The organism is Leptothoe sp. EHU-05/26/07-4 (genome assembly GCF_043421015.1).
Taxonomy (GTDB): Bacteria; Cyanobacteriota; Cyanobacteriia; order Phormidesmidales; family Phormidesmidaceae; genus Leptothoe; species Leptothoe turfae.
On record NZ_JAXSQV010000001.1, the window covers coordinates 323,233 to 348,048 of the forward strand.

14 protein-coding genes are annotated in these 24,816 nt (G+C 43.5%); 5 read left to right on the forward strand and 9 right to left on the reverse strand.

Annotation, left to right across the window (positions count from 1 at the left end; genetic code table 11):
* Positions 1-88: 88 nt before the first annotated feature.
* From U2F10_RS01455 to U2F10_RS01480, 6 genes are all read right to left on the reverse strand, one after another.
* Entirely contained in the window at positions 89-1,174 is a 1,086-nt protein-coding gene (locus U2F10_RS01455; protein ID WP_499870293.1) for a GGDEF domain-containing response regulator, read from the reverse strand.
* Between the two features lie 125 nt (positions 1,175-1,299).
* On the reverse strand, positions 1,300-4,461 hold the full coding sequence (locus U2F10_RS01460) for a response regulator (protein ID WP_499870295.1): 3,162 nt from the start codon (positions 4,459-4,461) through the stop codon (positions 1,300-1,302).
* A 49-nt stretch (positions 4,462-4,510) separates the two neighbouring features.
* A complete protein-coding gene (locus tag U2F10_RS01465; protein ID WP_163665193.1) occupies positions 4,511-4,879 on the reverse strand; it encodes a PAS domain-containing protein in 369 nt (122 codons plus the stop codon).
* 76 nt (positions 4,880-4,955) lie between these two features.
* Positions 4,956-5,381, reverse strand: a complete 426-nt coding sequence (locus tag U2F10_RS01470) for a pentapeptide repeat-containing protein (protein ID WP_163665191.1) — start codon at positions 5,379-5,381, stop codon at positions 4,956-4,958.
* Positions 5,382-5,476: 95 nt separating this feature from the next.
* On the reverse strand, positions 5,477-5,992 hold the full coding sequence (locus U2F10_RS01475) for a hypothetical protein (RefSeq protein WP_250564973.1): 516 nt from the start codon (positions 5,990-5,992) through the stop codon (positions 5,477-5,479).
* 81 nt (positions 5,993-6,073) lie between these two features.
* Complete coding sequence (locus U2F10_RS01480) at positions 6,074-7,249, reverse strand: PP2C family protein-serine/threonine phosphatase (protein WP_163665187.1); 1,176 nt, start codon at positions 7,247-7,249, stop codon at positions 6,074-6,076.
* 685 nt (positions 7,250-7,934) lie between these two features.
* Here U2F10_RS01480 and U2F10_RS01485 point away from each other — a divergent pair.
* Genes U2F10_RS01485 through U2F10_RS01495 form a run of 3 tightly spaced genes read left to right on the forward strand, consistent with a single transcriptional unit; the run spans position 7,935 to position 13,464 of the window.
* On the forward strand, positions 7,935-10,943 hold the full coding sequence (locus U2F10_RS01485; protein ID WP_499870297.1) for a DUF3131 domain-containing protein: 3,009 nt from the start codon (positions 7,935-7,937) through the stop codon (positions 10,941-10,943).
* A gap of 35 nt (positions 10,944-10,978) precedes the next feature.
* Positions 10,979-12,130, forward strand: a complete 1,152-nt coding sequence (locus U2F10_RS01490) for a DUF3131 domain-containing protein (protein ID WP_499870298.1) — start codon at positions 10,979-10,981, stop codon at positions 12,128-12,130.
* A gap of 59 nt (positions 12,131-12,189) precedes the next feature.
* Complete coding sequence (locus tag U2F10_RS01495; RefSeq protein WP_163702024.1) at positions 12,190-13,464, forward strand: DUF3131 domain-containing protein; 1,275 nt, start codon at positions 12,190-12,192, stop codon at positions 13,462-13,464.
* Between the two features lie 180 nt (positions 13,465-13,644).
* On the opposite strand, the gene U2F10_RS01500 is transcribed toward U2F10_RS01495, so the two are convergent.
* The 3 genes from U2F10_RS01500 to U2F10_RS01510 form a co-directional block, all read right to left on the reverse strand.
* Positions 13,645-13,929: a hypothetical protein gene (locus U2F10_RS01500; protein ID WP_163665178.1), complete on the reverse strand. Its 285-nt coding sequence runs from the start codon at positions 13,927-13,929 to the stop codon at positions 13,645-13,647.
* A 217-nt stretch (positions 13,930-14,146) separates the two neighbouring features.
* A complete protein-coding gene (locus U2F10_RS01505; protein WP_499870300.1) occupies positions 14,147-19,621 on the reverse strand; it encodes a beta strand repeat-containing protein in 5,475 nt (1,824 codons plus the stop codon).
* Between the two features lie 735 nt (positions 19,622-20,356).
* Positions 20,357-21,634, reverse strand: a complete 1,278-nt coding sequence (locus U2F10_RS01510; RefSeq protein WP_499870301.1) for a hypothetical protein — start codon at positions 21,632-21,634, stop codon at positions 20,357-20,359.
* Positions 21,635-22,961: 1,327 nt separating this feature from the next.
* Here U2F10_RS01510 and U2F10_RS01515 point away from each other — a divergent pair.
* Both U2F10_RS01515 and U2F10_RS01520 read left to right on the forward strand, forming a co-directional pair.
* Positions 22,962-23,345, forward strand: a complete 384-nt coding sequence (locus tag U2F10_RS01515; protein WP_163665168.1) for a PilZ domain-containing protein — start codon at positions 22,962-22,964, stop codon at positions 23,343-23,345.
* 191 nt (positions 23,346-23,536) lie between these two features.
* On the forward strand, positions 23,537-24,694 hold the full coding sequence (locus U2F10_RS01520) for a SpoIIE family protein phosphatase (protein WP_163665166.1): 1,158 nt from the start codon (positions 23,537-23,539) through the stop codon (positions 24,692-24,694).
* Positions 24,695-24,816: the final 122 nt, after the last annotated feature.

Consider the following 24,816-nt stretch of genomic DNA (forward strand, 5'->3'; position numbering starts at 1 on the left):
GTTCATGATCTAGAAAATAAGCTAATCTCAGACTTCAATTCGTTCCAGTTAAAGCCCATTAAGCTTGCTTGTAAGTGTTTAAAGATGTTTATCTTCCCCTTTCCTCATAAGTCCTATTTTTTTGAAATGGGACTACTGCTGTAGGGTTGGAAGCAGACACAATGCAGTTTCGACCATTATTTTTAGCCGTATATAATGCTTGATCAGCCCAATCAATTAAAATTTGAGGTGAGTTAGCATGGGTTGGCACAATAGATACTGCACCAATACTAACAGTAACTATAGATTCTGCTATAGATGAAGTATGAGGAATAGATAGTTCATGAAGCCTTTGCTGTACTGATTTACAAACATACATAACACCTTCAAGGTTCGTATTAGGTAAAATTAAAGCAAATTCTTCTCCTCCATAACGGGCTGCTATGTCGGCAGGACGACGGGCACAGGTATGAATTATATTAGCAACTTGACGTAAGCACTTATCCCCATTTAGATGCCCATACGTGTCGTTATAGGCTTTAAAGCAGTCAACATCAATTAAAATAAGCCCTAGTGGTGCTTGCTCTCGACATAGTCTCTTCCACTCGTTCTCAAGTCTTTCATTAAATACACGACGATTAGCAATATTTGTCAGACCATCAAGAGAGGCAAGACGATGAAGTTGCTGATTAGCAAGCTTAAGCTCTTGCAAAAGTAATCTTTCTTTTGCCAATGACTGTTTGAGCTTTTGGTGAGCTAGATGTGCACTAATTGCCTGACGGACACGACCGCGAAGCACAGCCCAGTGAAACGGTTTTGTTACATAATCTACTGCTCCTACCTTATAAGCCTGTTCCACTGACTCAGTATCATTTAAACCCGTAATCATAAGTGTAGGAGGACAATTGTCACCATACACTATATGTAGTGACCGACAACAGTCAAAGCCATTCATGACAGGCATAATGGCATCCATTAAAATAATATCTGGCAATTCTTGTTGACATGCAGATAAAGCAGCTTGACCATCTTCAACAACTACAGTCCGATAACCGTCTTTGTGCAAAATCTCAGAAAGCATAAAATTTGAAACGACATCGTCGTCCACAATTAAAATTAATGGAACATGCTCCGATGAAGGAGCTATATCGAAGACTGTGTCCATATTTTTGGGTGTTACTGTGGTTGCAACCACAGTAATTTTTTTAGATCAAATTAGATAACTTACAATTAAAATTCCCCATCTTAATAAAAACACTGAAAAATATTCTAGAAAACTAGTATTTTCTAATCAATGGAAAGAACATGTCTGATATTGATTTAATTGATATCACAGCACAAAATCAATTCATCCACATCTTTTGTTAAGATAGTTTCTATTTTATGATACTCGTCATGTAAGTCTTCCAACAAATTTGTTGCATTATCTATTTTCTTTTCACGTCCCATTTTCTCTAGTCGCGCACACAAGTTAGACAATTCAATTGCACCTAGAGCGTGACTACTTGATTTCAAAGTATGAGCGCTATGTTCTAGGGCAGCAGCATCCTTCTGTATAGACGCTTGATCCATCTGTTGAATAAGCTCAGGAGACTCACTGATATAGGTGTCAACTAATTGCTTAAAGACGTTTATTTCTCCTCCCATCATAGATATTAAATGACACAGTTGATGCCGATCTACAGGTGATTTTGCTGTTTGTATATCCTCGTTTACAAAAGGTGCTTCTATTCCATGAGCAGGCATCTGAATATCTTTTTGCTCTTGATCTTTGGCCGTAATCTGTATTGATGCTGGTTGTTCTTTACGGCTCTCTTGAGCTTTGCGAGAGGGCACTCGCTGTAATGCTGCCACTAGCTCTTCAATCTGAATAGGCTTACTAATATAATCGTCCATCCCAGCTTTAAGACAAGCCTCACGATCACCTTGCATAGCATTTGCAGTAACTGCAATAATCCAAGGCCTATTGACAGCAGACCACTGCTCACAAATCTTTTGTGTTGCTGTTAAGCCATCCATGTCAGGCATTTGTAAATCCATTAAGATCACATCATAGGATTGGCGCTCCAAAGCATTAATTGCCTCCAATCCATTACCTACAACATCTGCTCGGTAGCCCATTTTTTTGAGCAATTGTGTCGCCAGTTGTTGATTGACACCATTATCTTCAGCCAGTAAAATTTGCAGCGGATGCTTTTCAGCAAGATGGTGATCAATTGTTGTTACTAATTTTTTAGGCTGTTCAAATTTGACGAACTTACCTACACAAAGTCTAACTAAATTCTCCAACAGTTGAGATTGCTTTATTGGCTTATTTAAGAATGCTACAAAATGCTTCTCAATATCTACTTGAGAGATTTGATACTTCCCTACCGAGGTGAGCATCATCAAAGGCAATGATTTTTGGTCTGGAAGATCATGGATTTCTTGAGCAAGGGTCATCCCATCCATTTCAGGCATTTGCATGTCCAAAATAGCTAAATCAAATACCTCGCCTCTTTCAAAACACTTTAAAGCTTCTGCTCCTGAGCAAGTTGTCCGGGTTAGCATGCCCCAAGACTGGGTTTGCTTTTCTAAAATCTGTCGATTAGTAGCATTATCATCAACAATTAGCAATCGTTTACCAACCAATTGAGATGAAGGCGATATTCTCGTTCGGCTACTTTTTTCTACTGTGGTCTGTAATGTAATCGTGAAAAAGAATGTACTACCTTGGTCTACTTGACTCTCAACCCAAATCTTACCTCCCATCATTTCGGTTAACTGCTTGCAAATAGCTAAGCCCAGACCTGTACCACCATACTTACGTGTAGTAGACGAATCCACCTGACTAAAGGCCTTAAATAACCGTGCTATTCTTTGGGGAGGAATACCAATCCCTGTATCTTTAACTGCAAAGCAGAGACTCTGATGAGTTTCAGCTAGCGATTGTGATCCTGGCTCAGCTGGTGATGAGGATTTCCAATTAGTCACGGAAATGGAAATCTCTCCTTGGTGTGTGAACTTAACCGCATTTCCTAAAAGATTGACCAAAACCTGACGGAGGCGGGTAACATCTCCCACAAACGTATTAGAAATTGCTGAATCAATATTGAAGGCTAACTCTAATTGTTTTTCAGACGCTTTTGCAGCAATTAGATCAAACGCTTCTTCGATACATGCTCGTAAATCAAATGGATGAGCTTCAAGTTCCAGGTGACCAGATTCAATTTTAGAGAAGTCCAGTATGTCGTTGATCAGCGTTAATAATGCATTACCACTATTACGAACGGTAGTTACAAAATTACGCTGCTCATCTGTTAATGCTGTATCTAGTAAAAGGCTGGTCATACCGATAACGGCATTCATAGGCGTACGAATTTCATGACTCATCGTCGCCAGAAATTCACTTTTAGTCTTAGTAGCTGCCAGCGCATCATCCCTTGCCTTAGCGAGAATAATTGCAGCTTGCTGACGTTCTATTTCTCGTCCAACCCATTGGGCCATAAGTAACAGAAGTTCTTTATCAAGAGCACTAAAGGCTCCGTCCCGCTTTACCTGGCTCGAAAAATTAAGAGTGCCATAAACCTGGCCATCAACCAAGACAGGGGTGCCAAAGTAAGTTTCTAAATTTAAGCTTTGGTAACAGGCACTATTTGCCCAAGATGTGTTGCCTGCCGCAAGAATACAGAGGGTTTTATTACTGGCAATCACATCCTGGCAATAGGTATTCTCAAGATTTAAAAGTACTCCTTGAACAGATTTTCGGTTCGGTAGTCGGGCTAGGTAGACTTCATACTGCTCGTCCTGGATCCTAGATAAAACGCCGATTGGCAAATTAAATTGTTCACAGCCAAAATTGAGTAACTCCTCAATTGTTTGACTAAAATCTACTTTAGGGGATGCCGTTACTTCATAAAGAGCACGAATTGCGGCTTCGCTTTTAACTAAAAGTTGTTCAACTCGCTGGCGCTCTAGCAATTCCGCTTGTAGATGTTCGTTAACGTTACTTAACTCAACCGTTCGCTGCTCAACTAATGATTCCAGCTGTTCTCGATATTTTTCAAGCTCTGTTTCTGCTTGTTTCTTTTCAGTAACGTCACGAATTGCCAGTACGGCACTCATGGAATGCGAATCTTCAAACTGAATGGAGGCCCAAGAAATCTCAAGAATTCGTAACGTGCTATTGTGATCGAAATCGTAAAAATTAGTCCCCTGACATTGTTGTGACAGGGCTAAACTTCCTGGATGCTCAAAAACTGTTAATACCTGATTACCCTGGGATAAGGGTAGTACGTCAATTAGATTTTTACTCAGCAGCATTAGCTGCTTCTTTTGAACTAGTTTTTCAAATAAAGCATTGCACCACTGTATACGTCCCCGCTCATCTGTCCAGACGATAGCATCAGTTACTGCATCTAAAGCCACCTCCATCTTACCCAAGGTTTTACGCAGTGTATGCAACTGGCTTGCTAATGCCTTGGGATCAGCCTCTACAGACATTTAGGGGACCTCTATTTATTCTAAAGTGGGGAAACTCTCTCTATCCTTACTAATTGAGGGGAGTCAGCATGGCTCCAAACAACCAATCATCCTCGATTTTCTCTGCAATGATGTAGTGCTCAGTCATAATTTCCTGTTGACTTTTGGTAATAGTCATTAACTCCAGGGGATGATTCAAAACATTAGCCTTTTCAGATGCTTGAAATCGTGAAAAGGCCAGGTTATGAGAGTCTCTAAAGCTACTAGGAAGAATCATAGTAATCAGTTCTCCTATGACATCATCCTGGGACCATTCTAAAACCCTTTCAAAACAGTCATTAATATAAGTGATTAAACCTTGACTATTGGCAATTACAATCGGTACTTCATTAATTGCTTTAAGTTCTTCAATAGTATGGGGTCTAACGACGGTAGTCATTGTCATTTTCCTTATGTTGACGGTGTTTTGACTTTGCTGTATTTTTGGGTCGAGAGTGCATTAAATAAAATTATCGTTACAAAAATGCTTCATTCAACTCTGATTTTCGGAATCGAGCATGGGTAAGATTGCTCTTCAAAAAATTGGCGTTTTTAAGGTTGGCTCCTGTTAAATCTGCACTGCGTAAATCTGCATGACTCAAGTTCGCCCCCGTTAAATCTGCACCCCGTAGATCTGCTTTATAGAGATTTGCTTGACTGAGATCAGCACCGCAAAGAGTGGCAGCTGTAATATCTGAGCGACTCAAATTGGCTTGATGCAATCTAGCATTCTCTAAACAAATCCCTTCAATAATAGAAATAGATAGGTTAGCGCCGCTTAAATCTATATTACTCAAATCAGACCAGCTGAGAATCACATCGCTCAGGTCAACGTATTGAAAGTCTCTTTTCCCTACCCTATAACCCTCCAATAACTCATGAATAGTTAGTCTTATTTTCATGAAAAGTCAATAAATTATTTGCTATCTTTGATTACTTACATGTGATTTTTGCACCATTACTTCCTGAGTATTGAAGTAGCAAGGGATTTATGACTTTATTCCCCCTCTCCTAACATTGAAGTAAAGCCTATTTGATCAGTTAAATGCATGATCTTATGACAGGGAAAGATTGTAACAAATTTAGGAGTAACTTCTCGGAATACACTGTAGTAAATATTTTCTTTTCCAGGTATTCGACAATTTAACGTCGCCTGCCTACAGATAGCTTTGGGCAAAGGTTTTACGCTTCGAATTTCAAAAGAAATGGGGATGCCTATTGCTAAACGATTCAATTTTGGGAAAACAGAAGACTTTTCGAAAAGACTTTGAATTCTAAGATCTGACAGGGAAAAGCTTAGCTGTCCACCCCAAATTATCCCTCCCTTAGAATGGTAAACCCGTTTGGGTAGAGGGACCCAAGTGGAGAAGATTTTTCGAGGAACTATCTGAGTCTTTGAAGGAATGGCTATTTGAAAACCGCTGCACTTAGCGATCGCAACCTCATTAAAAACCTCTCCTGAGCGAAGAGCATCATACTGCATACATAATTCCTTGGAAAGTAAGTCGATCATTAAAAAGGCAAGTATGCTCTTTGAATATGCGGATTCACTTCAGTTATGAAAATAATTGAATGTACATTATCTACCGAATTTTCATGGAAAGCATACTTCTAGGACTGAAAAATCATCTTCTAGATTGGCTCCACCATTGACATAACAAACTTTATCTAGCAAAGGTTGAAGGTTAGAAGAGTTAGTTCCCTTATACTCTCTTAGCACATCTGCCCAAGCATCTAACCCCCAAATTTCATGGTTGTCTCCCACAGGAATCTCATAGACTCCGTCACTAAAAAGATAAAGGCTACTGCCAACAGGGATTTCAAATTTCCTTACATCAAAAGGAAAGTCAGGTAATAATCCAATAGCAATGCCATCACTATCTAAATAACAGGTCTTATAATCACCACTCTCAGGCATAGCCAATACAGCAGGAGGATGGCCAGCAGAAGCAAATGATAATTCCCGCGTGGAAACGTTATAAACCCCATACCAAAAGGTGAAATAATCTTCACCATTGTCACTAACTTGAAAAACATCATTCAAAGCGAACAAAACCGTTTCAGGCTTGAAAAAATCAGCGCCTTGTAATGTTTGTTTTCGTAAAATATTCAGAATAGAGACTGATAATAGTGCAGATTTTACTCCATGCCCCGCCACATCTAATAGATGGAACATTAGATGTTCATCATCTAACCAGGTATAGTCAAACGCATCACCCCCCAGAGTATTCGACGGTTTATACTGAACATTGACCTGAATATTGGCCTGAATATTCTCCCTTATTTTTTGTGAATCGTCGGTCTTAGGGAGCAAGGCTTCTACATATTCAGCTGCTCGACTCAACTCGAGTCGAAATCGTTCATTGCTTTCCCGAACTTCTTTCTCAGCCTGCCAGGCCTTAAGTAAATAACGCACCCGTCCTGATAAAATAGGCATTTGAACAGGTTTAGTCACATAGTCAGTGGCACCAGCTGCAAATGCCTCCTCCACTGATTTTTGGTCCTCTAGCCCAGTCACCATCAGAATTGGAATATATTCTCCCTCAGGGAGTTGACGGATTTTTCGACAACAATCAAATCCGTCCATGCCAGGCATCTTGGCATCTAAGAGGATTAATGCAGGAGAAATTTTCTGATAGAGTTCCAGGCCCTTCTCACCACTATCAGCCTCTATAACTTGGCAACCTACCTTTTGCAACATTGCCTGTAGTAATTTACGCGAAAATAAATCGTCATCTATTAATAGAATTGTAGAAGCACTATTTTCCATCTATATTTGCTGGCCTCACACAAAGCTTGGAATACTCTTATTTGCAGGTTTTGTAGACGCTACTTTAGATATGCCCATGAAATTTAAGAACAAAACAAGACGCGCTATTCTATCTTAGAAATAGTTATAATCACCGATCATATATAGCAAATTCAAAAGCTAACTTAGAAACTGCCCCACTCTGTCTGCTGTGATCAAGTGTAAGTTTATTGCCAGTCTATTGCTCGAGAATTGTAACGAGTTAGCTTATATGATTAATAAAGATGATTTTATAGGCCCCCCAACTATTTGGGTTGTGGTGACAGTGGTTGGAGGCATTGCAACGGCGTTAGGGTTAATCATTACTCTGGAGTATGTCAGTAGACGTTTATCTCCCGAAACTAGTTCGATTACTAAAACATCTTTGACCATATCTGTAGAAAAATGTTTAGGGAGAGAGTTTATCCATTCTTGATTTCTTATTTAGGAATCAAAATGAATTAGCTAATATTTTATAGTGCATAGACGTTGTATTAACTATCTCTCTGGCTTTAGTTTTTAAACTAACATTTTTGTTCCTGAAGTGCATAACGCTATTCTGACCTCGCATAAACATAGTTGTTCTCTTTGTTAGAGCATTAATCAACTCATACATTAAGCTAGTTTTAATCTGTATCCTACGTCCATGTAAGTTGCTCCCATAGAAGTGTTAATACTATTATTATCTCGTCATCGATTCTGGATCAGATTTATTGCCTATTGGCTCGTAGGAGTATTTATTTCTCTGTGGATCTCTATTTTCCACGTCTCTCCTGTTGTGGCTCAAAATGGTCCAGAACAATGTGCAGCTATTACACAGCCCCTGACCCCAGAGGAAATGGGTTATGCCCAATCGGCTTGGAATTATTTTGTGGACAATGTTCAAGAATCTAGTGGACTGTCTAATTCTGCTGGTGGGTATCCATCAGGAACATTGTGGGATTTAGGCAATTATTTGGCGGCCATGAATGCGGCCAGATGGATGGGGTTAATTGAACAAGCAGAGTTTGATAGCCGATTAAATAAATTTCTTACCAGCTTAGGAGAGTTGCGTCTATTTGAAGATACGCTACCAAACAAGGTCTATAACAGTGCTACAGGAGAGATGGTAGATTATGGTAACAATCCTTTAGAACGAGGTATTGGTTGGTCAGCCTTAGATATTGGCCGCCTCTTAGCAGCATTTCACATCCTACGTACGTGTCATCCCCAATATTCTGAGTGGATGGCTGGCATTCTTTCCAGCTGGAATATTGCTGCTTCTGTTAGAGATGGCATGCTTTATGGAGCTGCAGTCCTTCCGGACGACAGCACACTGCTTGTACAGGAAGGGCGCTTAGGATATGAGGAGTATGCAGCCAGAGGTTATGCACTGTGGGGATTTGATGCTCCTCAAGCCATAGCCTATGACCCGTTTGACTTTGTCGATATTTATGGTTTACAAATCCCGCACGATACCAGGGATTTCCAAACAACGAATGCCAACAATTATGTTGTAAGTGAATCCTATATCCTGGATGCGATTGAATTTGGTCTGGAAGGGGATCAAGCGGACTATGCCCGTAGAGTTTTCGAAGCTCAGAAGCGTCGCTTTGAAGATACGGGGCTGTTAACGGCTGTTTCTGAAGACAATATCAATCAGGCACCCTACTTTCTCTATAGTACGGTTTACTCCAATGGTGTGCCCTGGGCCGTTATTACCGAGAATAACGAACTACATCCCGAACTACGTACCTTAAGTGCCAAGTCTGCGTTTGGATGGCGTTACGTCTACCCTGATGACCCCTATGCCCACAAAATTTTCGACCATGTGAAGGATACAACTAACTCCGGTCGGGGTTACTATGCGGGTATTTATGAATCGGGACTATACGATGCTCAGCCCCCTATTAACGATATTTTGACAGGGAATAGTAATGGACTAATTTTGGAGATCCTTTACTACAAAGCTCGAGGTCATGTACCGATGTTGGCGAGCGGCAGTGCACCTGTTTCTGTGCCAACCGTTCCAGCGGGAGAAAATACGGGAGATTTACCACCACCACCTGAAACAGCCAGTAATTCCGAGCCTCCTCCTTCTGAATCAGCACCAGCCGCACCTCCTCCTGCATCAGCACCAGCTGCACCAACTGAAGTAGTCAGTAATCCTGCCCCACCGTCACCGACTGAGTCAGCTGCACCACCACCACCAACTTCCCCTGCAGGAATCACGGTTGCGGCTATTGCCCCCGTAGAAAAACCTCGCTCATCAGCGTGTTCATCCGTGGTGTCTCCTTTAAATATTACGGATATGCGCTATGCCAAAACAGCCTGGCAGTATTTTGAAGCTAATCACGCCCCTTCAGGGTTAGTGCCGGATCGCAGTGACCTGGATGGTGTAACGCTTTGGGGTGTAGGGGACTACCTAGCTTCACTCCATGCGGCTCGAGCTATGGATGTGATTAATGCAAAGAAGTTTGATGAGCGAGTCCGGCATTTGCTAGGAGCTCTGCAAGAAATTGAGCTGTTTGCGGGAGAACTGCCCCATCGTTCCTATAGCACCCTGACTCTGGAACCCATTGACTATGGTGGTAATTCTCTGCCTCAAGGGAATGGTTGGTCTGGTTTAGACATTGGCCGACTGTTGGCTTCGCTGCATACCCTTAAAACTTGCCATCCTGAATATACTGATGTTGTAGATCAGTTAGCTCTGGACTGGTCTTATCTGCGGGTAGTTAGAAATGGTCGCATTGCTAATGCCCGTTTAGCTCAGGATCATCGAGGACGCGATCGCATCCGAGTTAAACCAGCTGAAATTCTCGGTTATGAAGAATATGCCGCCCGTGCTTTTCAATTGTGGGGATTTGATGCCTCTCGCTCAGCGGTGGGCGGCAATTATGTCACCACTAAACTAGAGGAACAAGCAGTTCCCACCAATCGGTCTCAACCAGAACAACGTCGCCGAGATGAACGATTAAATACCACCAGTACACCATTTATCTTATACGGTCTAGAATTTGGGTTTGACCCCCAAATCAGTTCTCTAGTAGAAGCCATTTATCAGGCTGAAGCTAGCCGCTATAAACGGACAAGGACCTTTAGTGCTTCAGGAACCACATTAGTCAATCAGGCTCCTTATGTGGTGCACAGTACGCTTGTGTCCGATGGTCGTGATTGGGTTGCTGTAGATGATCAAGGTGAAGTCATTCCACACTCTCGTGTGGTTAGCACAGCTGTAGCCTTTGCCTATCATACACTCTTTCCTAATAGTGACTATGGTCGAGAGCTATGGCTAGCAACGCTAGACTTATACAATCAGCAATTAGGCTACTATGAAGGCTTTTACGAGAGCGGTGGTCGTAGAGCCATTGGGTTTACCGGCTCTACTAATAGTCTAATCCTCCAAGCATTACTCCATAAAAATACTCAACAACAACCTCTCATCTATCCCCATGACGATATGGACTCTCCGTGGTGGGACGCAATTCGTAATGGAGATGAGTTGGGGTTAGGTCTTCCCGAAAGCTCTCGACCAGCGATTGAAATGGTGATTAATGAGCAAGGAGCATACTGGATTGCTAAAGATACAGAGGTAGATGTAGCCCTGTTGCCTGGAGACCTGACAAGAGAAGTTCCTCTTGCTCTGCCGCTTGAGGAAAAAAAAAAGCGCCCTCACTTTCTGAGTCATCTGAGTTAGGTAGCTCAATTTTTCCTTTGGACAGCGTGGAACACATGCCAGATTCCCTAGATCGAGCAGCCGCTCAACGAGCATGGACGTATTTCGAAAATAATTGGAATCCCGATACCGGTATGGTCAATGCTGTTGATGGACTACCCTGGGCTACCTGGTGGGACCAGGGTAGTGCGCTCTTGGGAAGCCATGCTGCTCGACAACTGGGGCTAATTTCTGAAACAGAATTTAATGAGAAACTTTTGGTACTTTTAAGCACTCTAGAGCAGTTACCTTTACCCACAATAAAGCTACCTAACAAAGCCTATAGCACTGACACTGCTGCAATGCGGACATTGGGTAACCGTCCTGATCCAGACGGGACAAGTGGCTGGTCTGCATTAGATTTGGGCCGATATCTGGTGGCTCTATACACACTTAAAACTCATTATCCAGAGTTTAGCGATCGCATCAACACCATCGTAGCCCGCTATGACTTAAACAAGTCTATAAAAGACGGTTGGCTATGGGGCAGTGGAGCCGGTCGTAATGGTCTGCAGTACTGGCAAGAGGGACGCTTAGGCTATGAACAATATGCAGCCTATGGTTTCAAACTATGGGGAATTGAAGCTGAGAACGCACTATATAATCCGCCCACACAGAGAATTACCGTGGATGGCGTAGAGCTGATGGTAGATCAGCGTGATCTCAATTCTTCAGGGGCGAGCAATCATCTCACTAATGATCCTTACCTACTATGGAGGATAGAGATGGGGCTACCTGAGACGATGCAACCCCAAGTCGAAAATCTTTTGCAGGTTCAAGCAAATCGATATGCTGACACGGGCATACTAACCGCAGTAAACGAAGATGCACTGGATCGCAAACCCTATTTTCTCTACTACAGCGTTTATGCTGATGGTCAACTCTGGCCAGCAATAGATGTAAAAGGAAAAACTCACCCTGACTTACGTTTTCTGAGTACAAAAGCAGCCTTCGCTTGGAGTAGTCTTTGGCCTGATAATGATTACTGCCAAACTCTCAGACAAGCAGTGCAAAACCTTGCCGATGAGCAGAAGGGATATCTTGCAGGACGCTACGAGGCCCCAGACATGGGGCCTAACAAGGCAATTAATATCAACACGAACGCCATTATCCTGGAAAGTTTGTTGTACAAAACCCAAACCGGACAACCACTTGCACACACTTTTTAGAAAATATGAATTCCTATCAATCTCGGATTTTAAAGGGTCTATTCGCTAGTCTTTTAACAATGGGTAGTCTGACTGCTTGTACCAGTGGCACCATTGAAATCGAGGGATCTAAGTCTGATTCTCAAGCGGCCACAACAGATGCAACTTTCAACAACCTCTGTGGTCAGTTAACTACCCCTCTAACCGAGCAAGAGAAAGAATATGCGGCTACAGCCTGGCAATACTTTGTCAATAATCGGCAACCAGAAACCGGATTTATCAACTCTGCCAACCAATTTCCCTCCGGTACCCTTTGGGATCAGGGCAATTACTTAATGGCCTTGAATGCAGTTCGATGGATGAGATTAATTGACCAAGGTGAGTTTGATCTACAACTCAATCAATTTTTAACCTCCCTTGGAGAGCTACCGTTGGTAGAGGGAGCTCTCCCAAATAAGGTATATAACAGTGCCACTGGAGAAATGGTGGACTATGGAAACAATCCCACCAAAAAGGGATTGGGCTGGTCGGCTCTAGACATTGGTCGTTTTCTCACAGCCCTACATATCATTCGCACATGCCATCCCCAGTATGAGAATTGGATCTCCGGTTTGATGTCAGGTTGGCAACTGCCTCGCTCCATTGAAAATGGGCAACTCTATGGTGCGGTCTTTAAATCTAACGGCAAACTTTTACCCGTACAGGAAGGTCGCCTCGGTTACGAAGAATATGCTGCCCGTGGCTATGAGCTATGGGGATTTGAGGCTCCAAAGGCGTTAGAAACAGAACCAATGAAGCTGGTAGAAGTGAGCGGGGTAAAAATCCCTGTAGACCAGCGTAATTTCGACGAAACTAATGCTAATAACTACGTAGTTAGTGAGTCCTACATTCTAGAAGCCATTGAGTTTGGCTGGGATGAAACCTTGACTGAGTATGCAGACACTATACTCACTGCTCAGGAAAATAGATATAAAGAAACAGGATACCTAACCGCAGTATCTGAAGACAACATCGATCAAGCTCCTTATTTTCTCTATAGCACCCTTTATGCTAATGGAACTCCATGGGCTGTGATTACAGAAGAAAATGAGCCCTATCCAGAACTACGCACACTTAGTACAAAAGCAGCCTTTGGATGGTATTACTTATTTCCCAAGAAACCCTATACGTTGAAGCTAATTAAAGCTGTAAAGGAACTACAAGATCCCGATGGTGGTGGGTTCTACGCTGGTCTCTATGAAGAGAGTGACGAAATCAACACCATCTTAACCGGTAATACTAACGGCCTTATCTTAGAAATTCTCTACTATAAAGCTCTTGGCAATAAAGCCATCTTAGATGTAATCAAGGATTAATACGTATCGCTCCTATACCTATTTGCAAGAGGCTGGAGTACAGACAGTTATGTATTTCAATAAGGAAGCTGTATTTTCTCTAAAAGCCACATAGCAACTCCATAGTCTTACCATGACAAAGACCTCAGTTGCTTATGCAACTGAGGTCTTTGTTGTTTCAAAAATGGAATAATTATTGATCTAGACAGTTACCATTTTCTCTTGGAGAAAACTTTGAATTTGCGATAGCGCCTGTTCTGCTACTTCTGCTGCAAAGTTTAAGTGAATCATCAAATTTGGATTACTGCTATAGATATGAAGAGAACCATATCCGGGCCGCCATCCAGAGAAGCCAGCGATCTCTGTGTAAGGAATAAACTGAAAAGCGCCATTATTTAAATTGTGATAATGCACTCCTGAATTGGTCAGCGTTAGTGCAATTTCATTGGAGATATCCTTAGGGTGAAAGCCCTTAAATTCAAGCATGTTGGTTTCCTCAAAATGAGCATTAAGGCAATATTGTGTATCAAACTAGGGTCAGTAGTCTGGTTAACAACTTATATGTGGGACGTTTCATAAAAGAGCATTTAGAAGTCAGGAGCCAGAATCCATGTTCTTAATGAATTCTGACTCCAAGAGTCTATAATCCTATCTAACGGAACGTTCCCAACTTAAGTGGATCTCCATAGATCAAAGTTGTTCACTACACATACAGAATTGATGTATTGGATAGATCCATACTTAAAGTACCCTCCAATGTGGCAATCAACTCATCCGAACTGCTTAAGCTACCGGTACCATCACTATCTAGATAGATGTTAGTACTTGACCCTGAGGAACCCAGCACATAATCATTGGCTGAACCACTCAACTGGAGAATATCCTCTGAACCATTGAAATCCGTGATTAAGGCATAATCAGACGTGCCAGCTGTCAGCAGGTCACCATCATCATAGAAGACCTGACCTGACTCACCGAGAATAAAGTAATCGCTACCGCCACCTCCGGTGAGAATATCTACCTCACCGAAACCATCTGTAGCACCCCTGAGGACATCGGCCCCACCATCGCCTAACAGGATATCATTACCGTCACCACCAACCAGGTTATCGCTACCGTCACCACCATCTAGTAAGTCGTTACCAGCATCTCCATAGAGTTGGTCATCACCAGTGCCACCAAGGAGTTGATCGCTGTCTGCACCACCATAGAGTTGGTCACTACCGTCACCGCCAAGGAGTTCATTTTCACCAGCTACGCCATAGAGTTCATCGTTACCAGCACCTCCCTCAAGGCGGTTGTTACCGGTACTTCCAAAAAGTTGGTCATTGCCAGTCCCCCCATCAAGAAGATCATTACCGACTTCAGCATTAAGGGTGTCATTACCAGCTCCCCCGTAAAGGGTGTCATCCCCCAACCCACCAGAAAGGGTGTCATTACCCTCACCACCATAGAGAATATCGGTATCATTCCCCCCTACCAGCACATCATCGCCGGAACCACCATCGAGAATGTCATTGCCAGCACCGCCATCTAGAGTATCTACACCGTCTCCAGCGGTCAGAGTATCGTTACCGCTACCACCTTTTAGGGTGTTGTTGCCACCAGTGGTGAGCAGGGTGTCGTTACCGCTGCCGCCGTCAAGGACATCATTACCGCTGCCGGAAGTAAGCTGGTCATTGTTGTTACCACCTTTCAGGGTGTTGTTACCACCAGTAGTGGTAAGAATGTCGTCACCATTGCCACCATCTAGTCGGTCATTACCGCCTTCCGATGTAAGGACGTCGTCTCCATCCTTACCATACAGCTTGACCTGACTATTACCGGTGGCTGAAAGCTGATCGTTACCACTGTTGGCATAGAGCCTTTCGAGGCCTGCATCAGTGACATTGATGGTAAGGTCCGTATTGCTTTGGAAATAGGCAGTATCAGTACCAGCCCCACCATCAATAACAGTATCGTCAGCATCAAAATAGAGATTGTCGTTACCGCTTCCAGCGATTAACTGGTCGGCACCGCTGCCACCATCCAGAGTATCGTTACCAGCACCCGCATCTAGACTGTCGTTTCCTGTACCTCCTTTCAGATTATCGTTACCACTGCCTGCGATGAGACTGTCATTTCCTGCACCGCCGTCTAACGTGTCGCTACCAGTACCAGTCGTGAGGACATCGTTACCGTCGCCACCGAGCAAGGTGTTTTTGCCACCACTGCTAGTCAGAGTGTCATCTCCGGTTCCTCCCTCTAGGGTGTCATTACCACTGCCACTGATGAGGGTATCATTACCAGCTCCACCGAGCAGCGTGTTGCTACCACTACCGGCGTCGATAATGTCATCCCCACCGCCACCTTCAAGGGTATCGTCACCGCTTCCAGTGGTAATGGTGTCATTACCACCCTCACCGTAAACGGTGAAGTTCTGACTGCTATTAGCGGTAATAGTATCGTCACCCACATTACTGTGGAGTGTTTCAATACCTGTCGCATCTAAATCGATGGTGAGTGCATCACTACTCTCATAATGTGCTGTATCTTCATTGCCAGCACCTGCATCTACCAACGTATCAGCTGCATCAAAATATAGGGTGTCATTACCCGCGCCACCACTAAGGCTGTCGGCACCAGCGCCGCCCTTTAAGATGTCATGACCGTCGCCAGCGTCTAGAACATCATCTCCGGCATCGGCCACTAGGGTGTCGTTACCGCCACCTGTGGTGATGGTATCGCTACCTGCACCACCCTCAATGTAGTTGTGGCCCCCGGTGGATGTAATGGTGTCGTCACCTTCTCCACCAAAGAGCTGATCGCTGCCGTTGCCGGTTTCTAGGGTGTCGCTACCAGCTCCACCGAACATCTTCACGAGATTACCAGCGGTTGAGGTAAAGGTGTCATCACCGACATTACCGTGAACTTCTTCCAGACTTACATCATCAATGTTGAGGTTAATGCCTGTAGCACCCTGGTAAACCCCAACATCACTGCCGCTACCGCCGTCCAGGGTGTCATCGGCATCAAAATTCAGGGTGTCATTGCCTTCGCCTCCGGAGAGAGTGTCAGCGCCTTCTCCACCTGTGATGGTGTCATTGCCACCCTCTCCCTGGAGAACATCGTCCCCGGCACCACCTAAAATGACGTCATTGCCAGTATTGGCTGCGATCGCATCATCCCCAGCGCCACCATCTAGAATCTCATGACCAGTTCCGCCAATGATGGTGTCATTGCCACCTTCTCCATGAATTTCGACGCTGTTATTACTGGAGTTTGTAAAGACATCTGCTGCGTCAGTACCGTAGGCTAACTCAATCTGGCTAGCACCCAAATCCAGAGTGACACCAACATCTCCCTGGGCTCTGGCGACATCGTAACCATCACCGCCGTCTACCGTATCTGCCGCATCAAACTTCAGGGTGTCGTGACCTGCTCCACCAAGCAGCGTATCCGCTCCATCACCGCCATCTAGCGTGTCATGACCGTCACCGCCATCCAAGGTATCGTTGCCAGCATTACCCTCTAGAAGATCGTTACCAGTGTCTCCACTAAGGACATCAGCGCCATCACCACCCAGAGCGTAGTCATCACCAGCGCCACCACTGGCAACGTCATCCCCTGCACCAGCATCTAGATAATCATTAGCTGCCCCGCCAGTCAGAGAATCATGTCCGGCGTTACCAAACATGGCAACACTTTCACCACTGGCAGCACCCGCTCCATTCGTATTGGTAAAGGCGTCATTACCGGCATTACCATGGGCTTCGTTAAAGCTGTTAGCACCCAGGTCTAAGCTTGCCCCCTCAGCGGTTTCCACAATGGCAACATCGTAGCCGGCATCTCCCTTGACTACGGTGTCAGCAGCATCAAAGAAGACAGTGTCATTACCAGCACCCCCTTGCAGTTGATCGGCACCATCACCACCGCTCAATACATCATGGCCAGCACCGCCATCAACGATATCATCACCCGCTTGACCAGATAGCCAGCCATCATCACCAGCCCCACCATAGAGTGCATCAGATCCATCGCCGCCTTCTAGGACGTCAACGCCGTCACTGCCTTCCAGGACATCATTATCAGCACCACCACTCAGGTAGTCATCCCCGAAACCACCCTGAAGGGTGTCATCACCCGCATCCCCAAATAAGGCGTCATTACCAGTTTGGCCCTGGAGTAAATCGTTACCCGATCCACCTTCTAAAACGTCGTGACCATCACCGCCATCTAGACTGTCGTCTCCGGCATCACCCTTGAGAATATCCTCTTGTTTACCGCCACTGAGGGTGTCACTGCCGTCGCCCCCTTCCAGAATGTCATAGCCGTTACCACCGTCGAGGATATCGTTGTCAGCTCCACCCTGAATGGTATCATTGTCGGCTCCGCCAATAAGAGTATCGTCACCTGCACCTCCAGCCAGGTAGTCATGACCAGCGCCGCCATCAATGGTGTCGGCCCCAGCATCACCCAGCAGGCTATCGTCACCGAGACCACCGGTAATGTTATCGTCACCTATGCCACCCTCAGCGTAGTCAACACCGTCACCGCCTCGCATTAAGTCAGCACCGTCGCCCCCTTTAAGGGTGTCATTGCCAGTGCCCCCTTCGAGAAGGTCAGCACCGTCACCGCCATCAAGAATGTCATCTCCTGCATCACCAAAGAGCTGATCGAGACCGGCATCCCCCAGCAGGGTGTCATTACCACTACCACCGATAACAACATCGTCACCAACTCCCCCCGTGGCGACATCGTGGCCAGCACCAGCGTCGACGGTGTCATTGCCTTCGCCACCATCAAGCCAGTAATCATCACCTTCGCCACCCATGATCACGTCATTGCCCGCATCTCCCATGATCACGTCATTACCGGTGTCGCCCTGGAGCTGGTCATTATCGGCCCCACCAGACAGGACATCGTCACCGGCATCACCAAAAATCTCATCCTGGCCCACTCCACCGGATAACCAACCGTCGTTACCACCACCACCACGAATTACATCGTTGCCAGCACCGCCTTCGATGGTATCTATACCGGTGCCACCATCCAGGGTGTCATTACCCTCGCCACCGTCAATATAGTCATGGCCCTCGCCGCCATCAATCAGGTCATTTCCGGCATCACCGTATAGGATGTCTTGACCGGTACCACCTGTGATCGCATCATCGTCATCTCCTCCATGGATGTCATCATCCCCAGAGTTACCCTCGATCACATCAGCCCCGGCACCCCCATCGATACGGTCAATGCCTTCCCCACCGTAGATATAGTCCGTACCCTCACCACCCAGCATGACGTCATCTTCACGGCCACCATACATGATATCGTTACCGGCACCGCCATCCATAAAGTCATGACCAGCCTCACCGTAAAGGGCATCATTCCCACTACCGCCAAGCATGGAATAGTCATCACCAGCACCACCAATAAGGATGTCATCGCCATCCCCACCATCTAAAGTGTCATGACCGTCTCCACCTAAAATTTTGTCGTCGCCAAGACCACCAGTGAGCTGGTCATGTCCGGCCCCACCGTCAACCAGGTCAGCTCCCTCGCCACCGTCAGCAATATCTGCACCATCGCCTGCATAAAGAGCATCCTGACCAGCCCCACCCGTCAAAATATCATTATCGTTACCACCATTTAAAAGGTCATTACCGGCTCCACCCTCTAAAATATCGTCACCATCATCACCATTAATGGTGTCATTGCCCTCTCCACCGGCAAGCCAATAATCATTCCCTACACCACCATTGATGATGTCATTACCAGCATCGCCAGAGATAGCGTCATGCCCCCAGCTGCCGAGCATGATGTCATTACCATCACCTCCAAGGATAAAATCGTTGTAGACGGATGAATCGCCTCCAGGGGGGAATAGGTTACCCTGACCACTAACCGACTCTGTGATTCCCTCAGGGGCATTATATACGTAGTTCCCACCATCACTTAGTTCCCAGCCGCTACCCTCAGAGAAGTCGCCGTGGAGGAGATCATTGCCCTCACCTCCTGATAAGTTGTCGTTTCCAGAACCACCAACAACGATATCCTGACCGGCTTTACCACTGAGCCAAATGTCATTTCCTTCATGCCCATGAATTTCATCATTGAGGATGTCACCTATTAGCACATCCTCCAGAGTGCTTCCTTTAATAAGATTATCGACAACAGAAGAATTAGAATTGGAACTCATAATTAGTGACTACTGGCTTGAACAACTTGAAATAGCTAAAGATCATCCTGACAGTTAATTCAAAACAAATAACAGCAAGCATTTTGGTATGACAATAATTTTGTTGTGTAAAAGTTCAACCTAAGGCAGGAGCTGTTTTATTTTGAGTAAGTAGAAGCGAGAAAATAACACAAAACAAATTACTGTGTCTTTGAATACCATACTGGCTTAGTAAATTCTCAGAGAGAATGAGAGTTTTACTGAATACCCTAAAAGTTAGGTGTTTCAACTGACATAAAACCTTGTAAATCAAGCGTTTGGCAACCGAAATATATTCATCGATTACACGCAAAGTGAGTTATTGGTACTTGATATTTCAAAGCCGTTCATCGTAATCGAACGGACGCTGGCAAACCGCTCAAGACATTCAGCGGTTTGCTGTGCAGCCGCTATATCCTAAAGCTTTCAGCGAACATACACAGTTTGAACTATGTGCACCCAGCTATATAAGTGGGTTAGTTCAATCTTTTATAAGATAGGGACAAACGGTTTGATTTCTTGAAATCCACCCAAAACTCCAAATTCTGAGGGCTTTGAGTACAGTCTTCCTCAGAATTCGGGGATGGGAGGAGGCCTTCGATATCTGACAGTTAGGGGACTATCTACTGAGGTCGAACTCTGAACATACCCTCTATCAAAGTTTGCAGCTTTACATCGGCTCATCAACAAACATGAAATTCTGTGCGAGCCTCCAAATTAAAATTTGGCACGCACTTGCCCAGTAACTGCACGGTTATTAAAAGCGCTGCCGCCTGTCTGGCCAATTACATTACTAAAGGCATAGCCCAGATCCATTTCTAAATGGTCTGTTATTTCAAACGTGCATTTTGCATTGTAGCTATAGGCTGATGACCAACTCCCCCCTAATCGTTGTTGCCCCCAAGAAGCTGCTGTTCCACAGGCTAGCCATTCAAAAACTTCTCCTTTCCAACCAATTTCAGCATTCGCAACCAAAAAGTCAGAAGGTGAAAAGTAGCCACTAGCCAATTCAGCATCTTCTCGATATCTCCAAGTAAACAGGTTACCTGCTATATGAAAATCTCCAAACTTCTTTTCTAGTCGGCTAAACGATTGCTGCTCATGATTACCATCGTTATAACGACCCCACCGCACTAGGGAGAAAAGGTACATATCAGGAGTAATCTGCCAGTATAAATTTGGGCCATATCGCAGGGCCTTGATCTGATTATTTAGGGTAGTGGCATTAAACTTGTACGGCCCATAGTCTGCAAAAAACGAAAGTGTAGCTTTCTTACCGATGGGGACCGACGTACTTGCATTCAGATTAATAGCAACAGGCAGACGGTTAAAAAGGTCAATACCTCCTCCGGTCGTCGTTGTAAAATCACCTACTTCCCGTGTCCATGCTGCTTTGAGAGGAATATTGAAAACGGTATTGACATCTGGTTGGGCATATCTATTAAAACCCGTTGTAATCGAAAGAGGATCGCCATTGGGCAAAGTACCTGTCACAGTTGGTTCGATAATTCGGTTACCCTGATCAAAATTACTAAAAGCATCCGATAGATTAATTGTCAAACCCTCAACCTCCCAAAACGGGACAAAGGGAGTCGTGTCAGTGGTAGCTGTTTCAGCGGTTGGAGTAACCGGTTCAGAGTCACCTTCAGTTGTTTCAGTGCTTGGAGTAACCGGTTCAGAGTCAATCGAGTCTGGAGTCAGTGGGGTTGGTGATGATTCAACTGGCAATGGGACATACAGCCCAGGATTTAAATTTTCTGGAGCAGCCAGATATAGAACATTAGGGTGAACATTTTCGAAACTCGTATCTAGAAAGTTACTTTGAAAATGTTCTGAAATTTCTAAAATAGATAAGGTATTTACAGAGGAACTTGTAACTTCAAGAGTTGGTTCTAGCTCTAAAAACGAGGATTTCGCAGAATTAGAAAAAAAAACCGTACGAGTTTGTAGGCTACGGAGATCTATATCAGAGTGATGAGAGGTATTAGCCCACACAGATTTAGGTAATATCCCACCAACACAAAGCATACAGAGCATGAAATACCGTCCCCAAGCAAAGCTATAAAATCTCAATACTTTGAGGGAAGAACGGCTAAATAACATCCTAAATACTTTTAGTTGCACCTAAATAATATAAGTTAATCTAAGAGTTTAAGGGAATGAAGCATTAAATGAAATTTAAACAATATTATTAGATTTTTCTAGCTTAGAACAAGAGTTGGAAACGCTTAGATCTTTGCTGTAATTAACTTTCCCCAAAAGCCAAGCTAAGCTTAAGCATAGAATTGGAATAGTAGAAAGCTTAAAAGATTCGTAGTAACCCCTAAAGAAAAGATCTTTGAAAGACAAAGCCAAAAACATTTACAAAAGAAATCACTGTAGAAAAGAACTAATTCTGTGTTGAGAAAATAAATAAGTACTTGAAAAATCTGTGAATTTTCGGATTCAAGTCTTCTGACTAATACATTAGAATGACGACAATTGCTACAAATTGCCTAGCATCTACGCTACTTGTGATAGCGGTAGCTAGACAATTTATTATCAGGGTTTAGCAGTAACTAAGGTGTTACTATAGTCATCTCACTACATACAATAGCCTGACCGAGCTCATCGGTTTACATGGGTGCATTATATTCACAGGCAGAATAAAACCAGACTGGCTCTTTATGATGTCATGTGGATAGCTAGAGAATTTACCAACATTATCCAATCTCTAACTTTCAGAAAATATGAGAAAGATTAAGTCTTTTTGATCAATGTCACTAAAGCTCTTAATATCGATTGCGAGTCCCCAAAGAGTCTCATTTTTAAGGGTGCCTGGATCAAGCCATCTAAGAATTCCAAAACCAAAATTATAAGAGAGTTCTTGAGAAAGAAGCATGTTGCAACAGCATCAACTATATACGTTATGAGAAAGATTCCTGAAAAGGAATCTTTCTCATAATTTTATTTAAGAGAAAGATCATCGCTTAGGCTGAGAGTTTTGGTTAGCCAAAACGTTGGTAGCAATCTTCTACTGTTAGCCGTAGCCTAAATTATTTCTCTATTATGCTTGTTCGACTTCATCATTCAGCAAACAGTTGTCATGTAGAGCTTGATAAACTAGCTGAGTTTCTACAATGCATGATGCCAGGTTGATACATTATTTTCTGTCGTTAGATTTGAATATGCGATTATCTCTCAATAGTTTGAGAGATAATCGTAACCAGTTCACTAGAATCGTTCTCCTTTCTAATCAGTTAATCTAGGCTAACAGCCATTCAAGGCGAACGCCCAGAAGCTTTTTAGGGAATATAAGCAAGCACTCATACCTTTTAAAATTATGTTGGAAACAACAACTAACACAAACCGTCGACAATTTGCGCGGCAGCCGTTAGCCATGTTTTGTCAACTTCCAGGCTATAGTAGCAGACTGATGCCTACGATTGATATTAGTCAAGGTGGTGTCAGGATATATGCGGATAAAAAATTACCTATTGATAGTTGTTTTCATTTGCAGTTTTTTGTCTCTGACTGTATTACATTTACTCCTGTTGTAAAAGTTGTATGGGTAAGCGATGCAGAAAACCATTCCTATGCAGTTTATGAAATGGGTCTAGAATTTGTCAAAATTTCGTCAGTTGAGCTTGATGTTCTTATGGAAATGCGAAATTTTCAACGCTCAACTTCTAATTTCAGTCGTATGAACCATCAGTTAGTTGCTTAGACTAATACACGGGCATTCTTAATATATGAGTATCTCCAACAGGAAAACTCTGTAGACTTAGGGGTAGAGGGGGTAACGCACTGTGTGGGTGTCTCTATCAAGAATGCTTAAAAACCTAGGCCGTCATTTTATGGGAGCCCTTGTTTGATAGTAAGGTTTTTGACTTCTTTACATAAGCAAATCAGGGCATCATGACGTACAAAATTTTATTAATTGAAAAAAGTCATATTAATCAATGTATCCTGAGAGCTATCTTAGAGAAACAGGGGTATGAAACATTTATTGCCTCTAGCAGCCAGGAAGCACTCACATTAGCAGAAGAGCATTATCCCGAGCTTATTATCTGTGAATCAACAGGTCTAGACCAAGCAGGAACAGAAATTTGTCGATATATTAAGGCGCATAAAAAACTCTCAGATGCTCATTTTATTATGCTTGTCCGTGCTCGAATAGAAGAACGTATAAAAGCTCTGGAAGCCGGAGCTGACGATGTTTTGATTAAGCCTCTTGAACCCACTGAGCTTCAGGCAAAGATGAAAACAGGATTACGATTTTATCAGGCTAAACAAGATCTAAAGGCGCACTCTGAAAAACTAAGGAAGCAACAGGATTTTATTGATCAAGAATTAGCACAGGCTGCTTCGTATGTACAATCTTTATTGCCTAAAAAATGTATAGGAAAGCTTGAAATTGATTCATGCTTATTGCCTTGCAGCCGTTTGGGTGGAGATTTTTATGACTATTATTGGCTGGATAATGAGAACTTTATGTTCTATCTGTTAGATGTATCTGGCCATGGTATTGGTGCCGCTTTACCCTCTGTTTCAATCCATAATGTTTTGAGATCTAAAGCGTTACCAAATGCAGATTTCTACCAACCTGAGAGTGTATTAACGGCCTTAAATCAGCTTTTCCAGATGGAATTGGACAATCCACGTTTTTTCACTATGTGGTATGGCGTTTATAATTCTAAAACCTCAATCTTGACTTACGCTAATGCCGGACACCCATCTCCCATTTTAATTGCTCACAATGGTAAAGAAAGTGCTAGTGCAGAACTTATCGGTCAAAAGGGCACCTTTCCAGTAGGAATAATAGATGATGCCTCGTATTATAGTGAGAAAGAGTTGATTGAGCCTATGAGTGAATTATATCTATTCAGTGATGGCGCTTATGAGCTACAGTTAGATGATAGAAGTATTTGGAAAGTAGAAGACTTTCAAAATTGGTTACTGACTAACAATAAAAAGATAGCTTACAATGTTGCTGAACTATTAGATAACCTAAAGCAACATCATCACATCGATAACTTTTCCGATGATTGCTCAATAGTGAAAATCTCTTTTTAAAAGTCTACTCCTCCTTAGAAAGAGATTTTCGTTGAATTTTATTTTTAGATGTCTAGACTTTTCATAAGGCGTCTCTGCGGATTATATCAACAGCTTGTTCGTTATCGGTGACATCATAGTTA